This is a genomic window from Flavobacterium sp. UGB4466, from assembly GCF_903469665.1.
Classification (GTDB): Bacteria; Bacteroidota; Bacteroidia; order Flavobacteriales; family Flavobacteriaceae; genus Flavobacterium; species Flavobacterium lipolyticum.
Window position 1 is genome coordinate 1 of record NZ_CAGKLC010000049.1, and the last position, 11,592, is coordinate 11,592.

Below are 11,592 nucleotides of genomic sequence, written 5' to 3' on the forward strand. Positions count from 1 at the left end.
TTATTATTATTTGTAAGATTATACCAATTGTTAACATTACAACAGATTTTAGTTACGACTAAAAACAAATAGCGGTAGGTAAAAATATAAAAATGCTTTATTTTTACACTATCAATTATTAAAAACAAAACAAACAGAAATGGATTGGATTACAGCCAGAGAATTTGAAGATATAACTTATAAAAAATGTAATGGAGTTGCGAGAATTGCTTTTAACAGACCAAACGTTAGAAATGCATTCCGTCCAAAAACAACTTCAGAATTGTACCAGGCTTTTTACGATGCGCAGGAAGATACTTCGATAGGAGTGGTTTTACTGTCTGCAGAAGGACCTTCAACCAAAGACGGAGTATATTCTTTTTGCAGCGGAGGCGATCAAAACGCGCGTGGGCATCAGGGTTATGTGGGTGAAGACGGACAACATCGCTTAAATATTCTTGAAGTGCAGCGTTTAATCCGTTTTATGCCAAAAGTGGTTATTGCAGTTGTTCCGGGTTGGGCAGTTGGCGGTGGACACAGTTTGCATGTCGTTTGTGACATGACTTTGGCGAGTAAAGAGCATGCCATATTCAAACAAACGGATGCCGATGTAACCAGTTTTGACGGTGGCTACGGATCTGCGTATCTGGCTAAAATGGTCGGACAGAAAAAAGCGCGTGAAATTTTCTTTTTAGGTAGAAATTATTCTGCTCAGGAAGCTATGGATATGGGTATGGTGAATGCTGTAATTCCACATGATGAGCTTGAAGATACTGCTTACGAGTGGGCACAGGAAATTTTACAAAAATCTCCAACTTCTATCAAGATGCTAAAATTTGCAATGAACTTAACAGACGACGGTATGGTAGGTCAGCAGGTTTTTGCCGGAGAAGCAACACGTTTAGCGTACATGACCGAAGAAGCAAAAGAAGGAAGAAATGCCTTTTTAGAGAAAAGAAAGCCAAACTTCGGTGAGAATAAATGGTTGCCATAAGACTATCTGAGATTTTAGATTGCAGATTTTAGATTTTTGAATCTGAAACTGGGAGCTAAATTTGAGATTAAATCCTAAATTATATAATACAATTTAGAGGATAGACTTTAGAGTATTGCAATTCAAATTAAGAATGCAACAATCTAAAATCTAAAATCTAAAATCTAAAATTAAAACAGAATGAAACATTGGATTGAAGCCGCTCGTTTGCGTACATTGCCTTTATCAGTTTCCGGAATCATAGTAGGAAGTATATATGCCTTATCAAACCCAACGGAAACCATTAATACACCAACAGAGGTATTCAGTTGGAAAATTTTTGGTTTTGCACTATTAACGACGCTTGGATTGCAGGTTTTATCCAATTTTGCAAATGATTACGGCGATGGTGTAAAAGGTACTGACAATGCGGACAGGGTTGGACCACAAAGAGCTATTCAGAGTGGTGTTATTACACCTCAGGCCATGAAAAAAGCCATTATAATTACTTCATTTCTGACCTTGTTGTCTGCAATTGTATTGATCTATTTTGCTTTTGGAGAAAGTAATTTTGGATATTCCATCTTTTTCTTATTGCTTGGAATAGCAGCAATTGTTTCGGCAATTCGTTATACCGTTGGAAATTCAGCTTACGGATACAGAGGATTTGGAGATTTGTTCGTTTTTATTTTCTTTGGATTGGTTAGTACATTGGGAGTAAACTTTTTGTATTCAAAAGAAGTCGATCCGCTTTTGATCTTACCGGCCATTTCAATCGGTTTATTAAGTGTTGGAGTTTTAAACCTGAACAATATGCGTGATGAAGAATCAGATCGAAAATCAGGAAAAAATACCATTGTAGTTCAGATTGGTGGTGCAAAAGCTAAAATTTATCATTTCACTTTGATTATTACGGCTATGCTTTTAGTGGTTACTTTTGCCTTTTTGAGTGATTATAACTTCGATCAGTATTTGTTTTTATTGGCTTTTGTTCCTTTAACTAAGCATTTAATTACCGTTTATAAAAACCAAAATCCAAAGTTGTTAGATCCTGAATTGAAGAAACTGGCACTAAGCACCTTTTTACTTTCAATATTACTGACGGTATGTATGATTTCATTGATTTCAGACATTATTGTAAACCTCTTTTTAGGGGGAAGATAAAACAAAGTTCAATTTTAAAAATGAATTAAAATGAAAATAACATTTTACGGACATGCATCTTTAGGTATTGAAGTGGGTGGAAAACAAATTATTGTAGATCCTTTTATTACAGGAAATCCACAAGCAGCAGGAGTTGATATCAACAGCTTAGAAGCAGATTATATTTTACTTACTCATGCGCATGGTGATCATATTCTGGATGTTGAAGCTATTGCCAATCGTACCAAAGCGGTGATCGTTTCAAATGCTGAAATTGCAGGTTATTATGCTAAATTTGGTTTCAGCTCACACCCGATGAATCACGGTGGAAGCTGGCAATTTGATTTTGGAAAAGTGAAATATGTCAATGCGATTCATTCAAGCTCTTTCCCTGATGGAAGTTATGGTGGAAATCCGGGTGGGTTTGTAATCGAAGGCGAACATAAAAACATTTACATTGCCGGCGATACTGCACTGACTATGGATATGAAACTGATTCCAATGAGAACCAAATTGGATCTGGCCATTCTTCCAATCGGTAATAATTTTACAATGGATGTTGAAGATGCCATCATAGCCTCAGATTTTGTAGAATGCGATAAGATCCTTGGATATCATTTTGATACTTTTGGTTACATTAAAATAGATCATGAAGACGCTATTCGCAAGTTCTTCGATAAAGGAAAAGATCTGATGCTTTTGGAAATTGGCGAGTCAATTGAACTGTAATAAAATGTCAGATATTAAATTTATTTGTGAATGCTGTGGCGAAGAGCATGTAAGCTGGCCTGCAATTGCTTACAGTTCACCTTCTGCTTACAACAAGCTTTCGGAACAGGAAAAAGAAGAAATTGCAGTTATTGACCAGGATTTTTGTGTCATTAAACATGAAGATCATATCAATCGCTTTATAAGAGTGGTTTTGGTTCAGCAAGTGAACGATCATTGCGAAGATTTAGAGTATGGCTTCTGGGTTTCACTTAGTGAAAAAAGTTTTGAAGACTATCTGGAAAATGGCGAAGATGAAAATCACAAGGCGCAGTATTTCGGATGGCTTTCCAATTACATTCCGGATTACGAATTTTCGAACAGTATTCCGACAACAGTAGTGACTAAACCTGGTAATGAAAGACCTGAAATTTTTCCACACCAGGATTTCGATCATCCTTTTGTGAAAGATTTTTATAACGGTATTACAAAAGCTGAAGCGGAGAAAAGAATTTACAGAATATTAAATAATAAGGCCTGAATTTTGTAAGTGATCTTAAAATAAATTTTCTACAATGATTTTAAAAAAAAATGCCCTGTTTCTTTTAATTACAACTTCGTGCAGCATTTTTGCGCAGAAAGACGGTTATTGGGATAAAGAACGTGCTACTACAAAAGAAATTATAGTTTCTGCCCGTGACCGAATTATGCTTAAAACAGAAGATTTACCCGTAGGAACAACAGAAATTGTATACCGAATCACGCTTCTGGATGAAAATCAGGAAATGGCAAACAGTCTGGTCTCCGTTCTAAAATCAATTCCGGATCCAACTGGAATCAGTCAGGGATCGGCCGGAGCAGTTTTTCTGATGTCTAAAATTTCAGGAGATGATACCTGTACCTATGCTTTGTTTACCTCCAACGAAACAGCAAAAAAGTATATCACTGATGGTAAAACGGATAAAGCCTGTTACGATCAGAAAGATCCCTTAAGCAAAGACGCTAAACGATTATCGCTGGATAAATCGTCCTGTCTGGGTCAGAATGTAAATACACTTTGGTTTGGTTTTCACAGCAAAAACTGGCTTTTAAATCAAAAAATAGTTTTGGAAGTGGTGCCGTGGGTAGACACAAAATTAAATCGTGGATGGAATCAGGACAATAAAAATGAAATTATAAGCCTTTGTAAAACCTCCACAATGGCTCAGAAAATGGCAAATTCTGATGATTTTTGTGTTTGCATACTCGATAAAATCATGAAACAATATCGTTATACGGAGTTTCAAAAGTTACTGCCAATTGAAAAGAGTAAAGTTTATAAGGATTTTGGAAATAGCTGTTATAAAGATGCTGATATTTCTAAAAATGTTTATAACGACCTAAGAACACAAGTGGCTGCTTTAGTCAGACTTCATAAATACAACGAAGCAATTCCGAAACTGAATACTATTATTAACGACGGAAAAGCAACGGCTTTGGATTACAGTTCGATAGGATATTGCTATATTTTGACCAAACAATACGCTAAAGCCATTAAATTTCTGAAAGAAGGTGAAAAGTTGGACGATACGGAGTTGCTTGTCAAATTAAATCTGGCACACGTTTATCTGATTAGTGATGATTATAGCGAAGCGAAAGCCATTTATAAAAAATACCAGTCGCAAAACGTAACAGACAGTTTAAGCTGGATAGAGAAAACAAAACAGGATTTCGTAATTTTTCAAAAAGCAGGATTACCCTCAAAAGATTTTGAAAAAATATTGAAACTGTACAATTAAAAAAAAACATAAAATCAATAATAAGCCTGTTTAATGGTATGACACCTACTTATTCAGGTTTATTTTTTTACCATCTATTTATTATATGAAAGCAACCTTCCATAAATACATGCTTGATTTTAAAAGGCCTTCCGGGACTTCAAGGGGGGTTATGACCGAGAAGGAAACCTGGTTTATTATTCTGGAAGAGAACGGTAAAAAAGGAATAGGAGAGTGTGGAATACTTCGTGGTTTGAGTGCGGATGATCGCGAAGATTATGAAGAAAAACTGCAGTGGACGTGTGATAATATTCATTTAGGAGAAAAGGCGCTTTGGGATGCTTTGTTAGAATTTCCATCGATACAATTTGGTGTTGAAATGGCATTTTTATCCTTTAAAAGTGAAGATCCTTTTGTTTTGTTTCCGTCCGATTTTACCAGTAATGTAGAGTCAATTGTGATAAATGGTCTAGTTTGGATGGGGGAGTCTTCCTTTATGAAAGAACAAATCGAAGAGAAATTAGCCACCGGTTTTAATTGTATAAAATTGAAAATAGGAGCGATCAATTTCGAAAAGGAATTGGAGTTATTGGCTTTTATTCGCAGTCATTTTTCAGCAGAGCAAATTGAAATCAGGGTAGATGCTAATGGCGCTTTTACTTTAAATGAAGCATTAGGTAAATTGAATCAATTGAATAAATATCAGTTGCATAGCATTGAACAGCCTATAAAGAAAGGAAACATTGCCGCAATGGCGGATTTGTGTAAAACCACACCGTTTCCAATTGCTCTCGATGAAGAATTGATTGGTATTTTTTCATTGGAAGAAAAGGAGGCTTTACTGCAAAAAATACAACCACAATACATTATTCTAAAACCTAGTTTTGTTGGTGGCTTCAAAGGCACAAAAGAATGGATAGATTTGGCCGATAAATATCAAATAGGATGGTGGATTACTTCAGCATTGGAAAGTAACATAGGTCTTAATGCGATCGCACAATGGACATTTTTGCAAAACTCAAAAATGTCTCAGGGTCTTGGAACCGGAGCACTTTACACGAATAATTTTGATTGTCCGCTTGAAGTTGTGGGGGGGCAGTTATGGTACAGTAAAACAAAAGACTGGGATTTCGATTTTCTCAGCAGCTTATAAAAAAAACTGGCTTAAAGCCAGTTTTTAGGGTTATATTGATTTCGGTTTTATTCTTTTCCGCCTTTTAGACTGTCCTGCCAGTCTTTTAATTCCTGCCATTTGCCCTGGTAAGCAAGTAATGCCTGTCTGGCCCAGGTGCTTGGATTGTGGATAGCATAATTTTCACCTCCGCCATCCAGAATGGATTGTAATTTTTCGGTTGAAGCTTCTGACAGTTCGTGCCATGTTTTAATTCCAGCAGCGTTAAATAACGCTTCAATTTTTGGCCCGATACCTTCGACTATTTTTAAATCATTTTCTTTAATTTTTTTGCCGTAAGCGGTCGCTGCTAATGCACTGTCAAAAGGTATTGCAGGTATCGCTGCTGCTGCGAAAGATTGTGGAGCGTTATTAACTTTAGCTTTTGCGGCCAATTCAGCTTCCAGAGAAGAAATTTTAGCATTCAGGTTTCGTGTATTGGCTTTGCAGGCATCCAAATCGGCCTGTAGTGACAAAGCAAGTGAATCGTCACCTTTAGAATTCATTTTTCCCAGTAAGTAACCCAAAATTCCACAGATTAATCCCACTAGAGCCGGTATTAAGATACAAGGTATATTCATGATCGTATATTTTGATTGATTATTTAATTGTTATTACTGTTCTTCTGTTGGTTGCCCTACCTTCGGCAGTGGTGTTCTCACCAATAGGCTCGTCAGGACCTTTTGATTCTGCTGTTATCCGATTTCCGTCAACACCATTTTTCGACAAATAATTTTTAGTAAACTCAGCTCGTTTTTGACCAAGAGACACATTAGAATCACGGTTTCCAACATTATCACTATGCCCAACAGCCACAATTACCGCTTCTTTCACATGTTCCATATATTTCACTAGATCGGCAACTTTTTCTTTTTCTGCAGGAGTTAACTTATCACTGGATTTATTGGTACTGAAATGTAAAATAAGTGGATCACCATTGATTTTCTCTTTCAGAATAATCCATTCATCGGTTACAGCCGGAGCGGCTTCCGGAGCTTCAAAAGCATATTTGACAGGTCCAAAAAGTGTATCTTTTTTCGTTTGCCATTTATCAATCACTTCACCCTTTGTGTTTAACTGCGCATCAGGTAAACCTTGCGACACAAAATATTTTTTAATGTCATTAGCCCGTGCGAGGCCAAGATTTTCAAAAGTTGTCGTATTGATTTCATCTGAAGTAGCATAACCTGTTAGGGTAATTTTTTGCTTTGGATTAGCGATCAGGAATGTTTTAAGGTTTTGAACTCCAATCGATACCGAATCACCCACAGGCAAAAGTGCTGTTGGACTATTTTTAAGGAACTTGATATTATCATTGGTGTGATAATCAATTCCGGAACCATTTAGAATAAAAGGGACAATAGTTTCGTCCGGAGCCACTACTTTTGATACTTTCCCGGTATCAATCGCAGGTGTTTTCATAGTGCAATTGCAGCAAAATTTCAAATACAAAAAGGTACCTAAAATAATGGTTATTACAATGCCTAACAGATAAAGTGCTTTTTTAGACATAGGTGATGAAGTTAAGATTCTATCAAATTTAACAAAAAAATAAATACATAACCTATTAAAAATCAGTTATTTTAAAGTTATTATTCTTATTGTGAGTATGTTACAAAAATGAAATTTAATGTCTACCAATGATTCTTGTGATTTCAATTCTTAGGCCAAATTAAATTGAGTAACTTGCATAAAAATTAAATTCAGACATCAAAATGGTCGAAATAGAAAGAAAGTTTCTGGTAAAATCAGCTGATTTTAAAGAACAGGCTTTTACGCACAATAAAATTGCCCAAGGCTATTTAAGTGCAGTTCCGGAAAGAACAGTTCGTGTGCGTATCAAAGGCGAAAGAGGTTTTATTACCATAAAAGGAGTCAGTCAGCAGGGCGGAATGTCCCGCTTTGAATGGGAGAATGAAATTCCGCTTGATGAAGCATTGGAATTGCTTAAGTTATGTGAAAAAGGAAAAATCGAGAAAACACGTTACGAAGTAAAATTAGGAAAACATATTTTTGAAGTAGACGAATTTTACGGTGAAAATGAAGGACTGGTGATGGCAGAAGTAGAGTTGGAATCGGAAACAGAAATTTTCGAGAAGCCGGATTGGCTGGGTGAAGAAGTAACAAATGACCCAAGATATTATAACGCTTATTTGAGTAAGAATCCTTTTAAAGAGTGGGAGAAGTAAAAAATATGAATACATATGATTTGATTATTGTAGGGGGCGGACCAATTGGTCTGGCTTGTGCAATTGAAGCCCAAAAGAAAGGTTTGCGTTATTTGATAATTGAAAAAGGAGCTATAGTCAATAGTATATTCAACTATCCTTTGTATATGACTTTTTTCTCCACTGCGGAAAGACTTGAAATAGGAAACATACCGTTCAGTTGTCTTGCCCCAAAACCTGGTCGTCAGGAAGCATTGGAGTATTATCGTAATATTCATCGGTATTTTAATTTTTCCATTCATTTATTTGAAAGAGTACTTCAGGTAGAAAAACTCTTAAATACTACTTTTAAAATTACAACCGATAAAGCACTTTATGAAGCCGCCAATGTGATAATTGCAACCGGTTTTTATGATATTCCGATTGAAATGGAAGTGAAAGGAGAAGAATTGCCTAAAGTCCGTCATTATTATAAGGAAGCCCATGAATATGCTTTCAGGAATGTTTTGGTGGTAGGAGCAAACAATTCTTCAGTAGATGCGGCTTTGGAATGTTGGAGAAAAGGAGCCAATGTAACCATGGTCATTCGGAAAAAGGAAATCAACAGTCGGGTAAAATATTGGGCAAAACCCGATATTGAAAACCGAATTGCGGAAGGCAGCATTAAAGCTTATTTCGAATCAAATATTACTGAAATCAGGGGGACTGAAGTAGAAATAGAAACTCCTATGGGGAAAATTACTATTGAAAATGATTTTGTACTGGCCCTAACCGGATACAAACCTGATTTGGCTTTTCTGGAAAATATGGGAATACAATTATCAGAAGATGAATTAAAAACCCCTACATACAACCCCGAAACTATGGAAACCAATGTGGAAGGTTTATTCTTAGCGGGTGTAATTTGCGGAGGAATGCATACGCACAAATGGTTTATCGAAAATTCTCGTGTGCATGCGAACATGATTGTAGATTATATTACTTCGAAATAAGTTTATAGCCACGAATTCACGAATTAAAACTTCGCAAAGTTTATAAAAAATTAAAATTCGTGAATTCGTGGCTAAAAAATTAAGAACTGCAAGAAAGCATAGAACACCCAACTTTTGAACGGGCCCAATCCGGGCGTTTGGCAAACCATTTTTATGTGAAAGATTTATTCTTAGCAGGGGGTAACTTTTGGAGGCATGCATACGCACAAATGGTTTATCGAAAATTCTCGTGTGCATGCAAGCATGATTGTGGATTGTATTATTTCGAAATAAGTTTATAGCCACGAATTCACGAATTAAAACTTCATTAAGTTTAACCTGTTGCTTAAAATTAAATTTTATGCAATTTCACCCAACGGATTAAGTTTATAAAACTAAAATTCGTGAATTCGTGGCTAAAGAAACTAAGAACTACAGGAAAGCATTGAACACCCAACTTTTGAACGGGCCCAATCCGGGCGTTTGGCAAACCATTTTTGAAATTCCGGTTGTTCGTCATACGGTTTTTGCAGAAGTTGATACAGTTCATCAATTAAGGAATAATCTTCCTGATCTGCGGCATCAATGGCCAGTTGGGACATATAATTTCGAAGTACGTACTTTGGATTTATAGCATTCATTTTTTCAGAACGGTCTTTATCAGAAAGCGTTTCCGTATGAAGTCTTTCGAGATAAAGAGTAAACCATTTTTGCCATGATTCTAAAATTGTATCTGAGATTTGTTCCGGAATATAAAACGAATCCTGAATTCTTTCGATTGCTTTTTCAGGAGAATCGGATTTTTGTACACTGCTTAAATTTCGGAAAAAGATCGTCATGTCTGTTTCAGAGAGTTGTAAAACGGTTTCCAAACCGTCAACTAACGCATTATCAGTTTCGGTTGAAATAAGCAAGCCTAATTTGCTTAAAAACATATTCTTATAATCAGATTCAAAATCAATCATAAAAGACTCCAGAATTTTTTCTAGAGGTTCTGCTTCATTGATTAAAGGGAAAATGGCATTGGCCAATTGGTACAAATTCCATTGCGCAATCTGCGGTTGATTTCCAAAACGATATCTTCGGTATTGGCTGTCGGTGGTGTTTGGAGTCCAGTTTGGGTCGTAATTTTCCAGCCAGCCATAAGGACCATAATCAATCGTAATTCCGTGAATTGACATGTTGTCGGTATTCATTACTCCGTGTACAAAACCCACACGCTGCCAATGCAGAATCATTTCGCGGGTTTTATCAGCTACTGTTTTAAAAAATTGTAGGTATTGCTCTTTAGGCTCTCCTTTTATTTCCGGGAAGTAGTATTTAATGTTGTACGTTACAAACTGTTTTAAATTTTGAAGCTCATTTCGGGCGGTCAGCATCTCAAAACTTCCAAAACGAATAAAGGAAGGAGCGACGCGACAAACAATTGCACCTTTTTCATAAGCGGCATTTCCATTGTATAACATATCACGTAAAACTTGATCTCCGGACAGCATAAGGGATAACGATCGGGTAGTGGGAACTCCTAAATGATGCATGGCTTCGGCACATAAATACTCTCTTACAGACGAACGCAAAACAGCCAGGCCGTCAGCAGTTCGGGAGTACGGAGTTCTTCCGGCACCTTTTAATTGAAGCATAAAAGATTCATCATTATGTGTCACTTCAGTTAAATTAATGGCACGGCCGTCACCCAATTGTCCTGCCCAGTTTCCAAACTGATGTCCGGCATAGCACATAGCAAACGGACGAGTTTCAGGCAATACTTCTTTCCCTGAAAAAACATTCAAAAAGGATTCGGACTTAATTTCATCAAGCGAAATTCCAACCGATTCTGCTACTTCCTGTGAAGTATGAATGAGTTTAGGATTGGATGGTTTTGTTGGATTTACATACGAGAAAAGCGCATTAGAAACTTGACGAACTTCGTTGGTTTCATTTGGATCTGCAGGCAATTCAGCAGTAAATCGGTTGTTTATTTTTAAATTTTTCATTAGAATAATCTTTCTCTGACTCCAAATTAGAACGAGTTCTGTTGGTAGTGTGTTATTTTAAGATGTGGTAAAAATGCTTGTTTACTCCCTTAATTTGTCGGCGTACATTTTTTTTAATTTATGAACTTTAGGATCAATTACGATCTGGCAGTAACGTGCTTCCTGATTGTTGTTGTAATAATTTTGATGGTCTGTTTCAGCTTCGTAAAAAACTTCTAAAGGAACGAGCTGTGTTACAATCGGGTCTTCATAAAAGGCTTTTACTTCTTCCAAAACTTTTTCGGTAATCACTTTCTGTTCTTCGTTATGATATAAAACAATCGAGCGGTATTGTGTTCCGCTGTCCGCACCCTGACGGTTCAGGGTGGTAGGATCATGACTAGTCATAAATATGAAGATCAGGTCATGGTATGAAATTATGTCAGGATTAAAAGCAACTTGTATGACTTCTGCATGACCGGTTCTTCCGGTACATACTTCACGGTAGGGCGGGTTTTTAATAAAACCTCCCGAAAATCCTGATTTTAAGGATTCGACTCCTTTTAAACGCTGAATTACAGCTTCAATGCACCAAAAACATCCTCCACCAAAAGTGGCAACTGATAAATTCTCCATAAATAGTATTGTTCAAGATTTAATGCCCTATTAATCCGATAGAATATTGTGATAAATTATAAGTAAAAAGACAGTTAAAATAAAGATATTAAATAGTTTTTTGGTGTTTGAAC

At 36.4% G+C, this 11,592-nt stretch carries 12 protein-coding genes; 8 read left to right on the forward strand and 4 right to left on the reverse strand.

Annotation, left to right across the window (positions count from 1 at the left end):
* The first annotated feature begins 139 nt into the window (after positions 1–139).
* From JO950_RS12865 to JO950_RS12890, 6 genes are all read left to right on the forward strand, one after another.
* Positions 140–973 (forward strand): 1,4-dihydroxy-2-naphthoyl-CoA synthase, encoded by an 834-nt coding sequence (locus JO950_RS12865; RefSeq protein WP_035681238.1) that lies wholly within the window; start codon positions 140–142, stop codon positions 971–973.
* Positions 974–1,153: 180 nt separating this feature from the next.
* Positions 1,154–2,116 carry a 1,4-dihydroxy-2-naphthoate octaprenyltransferase gene (gene menA / locus JO950_RS12870; RefSeq protein WP_202703010.1) on the forward strand — a complete coding sequence of 321 codons (963 nt, stop codon included), beginning with the start codon at positions 1,154–1,156 and terminating at the stop codon, positions 2,114–2,116.
* 30 nt (positions 2,117–2,146) lie between these two features.
* On the forward strand, positions 2,147–2,824 hold the full coding sequence (locus JO950_RS12875; protein WP_202703011.1) for a metal-dependent hydrolase: 678 nt from the start codon (positions 2,147–2,149) through the stop codon (positions 2,822–2,824).
* Between the two features lie 4 nt (positions 2,825–2,828).
* Positions 2,829–3,344 carry a DUF2199 domain-containing protein gene (locus JO950_RS12880; protein ID WP_202703012.1) on the forward strand — a complete coding sequence of 172 codons (516 nt, stop codon included), beginning with the start codon at positions 2,829–2,831 and terminating at the stop codon, positions 3,342–3,344.
* A 34-nt stretch (positions 3,345–3,378) separates the two neighbouring features.
* A complete protein-coding gene (locus JO950_RS12885; RefSeq protein WP_202703013.1) occupies positions 3,379–4,581 on the forward strand; it encodes a M48 family metallopeptidase in 1,203 nt (400 codons plus the stop codon).
* Positions 4,582–4,666: 85 nt separating this feature from the next.
* Positions 4,667–5,713, forward strand: a complete 1,047-nt coding sequence (locus JO950_RS12890) for an o-succinylbenzoate synthase (protein ID WP_202703014.1) — start codon at positions 4,667–4,669, stop codon at positions 5,711–5,713.
* Between the two features lie 47 nt (positions 5,714–5,760).
* On the opposite strand, the gene JO950_RS12895 is transcribed toward JO950_RS12890, so the two are convergent.
* Positions 5,761–6,312, reverse strand: coding sequence for a hypothetical protein (locus JO950_RS12895; protein ID WP_202703015.1), 552 nt, complete (start codon positions 6,310–6,312; stop codon positions 5,761–5,763).
* Positions 6,313–6,331: 19 nt separating this feature from the next.
* The gene (locus JO950_RS12900) at positions 6,332–7,243 is read right to left on the reverse strand and encodes an OmpA family protein (protein WP_202703016.1); all 912 of its coding nucleotides are present in this window, start codon (positions 7,241–7,243) and stop codon (positions 6,332–6,334) included.
* A gap of 203 nt (positions 7,244–7,446) precedes the next feature.
* Between JO950_RS12900 and JO950_RS12905 the strand changes: the two genes are divergently transcribed.
* Positions 7,447–7,920 (forward strand): CYTH domain-containing protein, encoded by a 474-nt coding sequence (locus tag JO950_RS12905; protein WP_202703017.1) that lies wholly within the window; start codon positions 7,447–7,449, stop codon positions 7,918–7,920.
* A gap of 5 nt (positions 7,921–7,925) precedes the next feature.
* On the forward strand, positions 7,926–8,891 hold the full coding sequence (locus JO950_RS12910) for a YpdA family putative bacillithiol disulfide reductase (RefSeq protein ID WP_202703018.1): 966 nt from the start codon (positions 7,926–7,928) through the stop codon (positions 8,889–8,891).
* 404 nt (positions 8,892–9,295) lie between these two features.
* Here JO950_RS12910 and JO950_RS12915 read toward each other — a convergent pair whose 3' ends face one another.
* Together JO950_RS12915 and msrA are read right to left on the reverse strand one after the other, a co-directional pair.
* Positions 9,296–10,864: a YdiU family protein gene (locus JO950_RS12915; RefSeq protein WP_202703019.1), complete on the reverse strand. Its 1,569-nt coding sequence runs from the start codon at positions 10,862–10,864 to the stop codon at positions 9,296–9,298.
* A gap of 81 nt (positions 10,865–10,945) precedes the next feature.
* On the reverse strand, positions 10,946–11,479 hold the full coding sequence (gene msrA / locus JO950_RS12920; RefSeq protein WP_202703020.1) for a peptide-methionine (S)-S-oxide reductase MsrA: 534 nt from the start codon (positions 11,477–11,479) through the stop codon (positions 10,946–10,948).
* Positions 11,480–11,592: the final 113 nt, after the last annotated feature.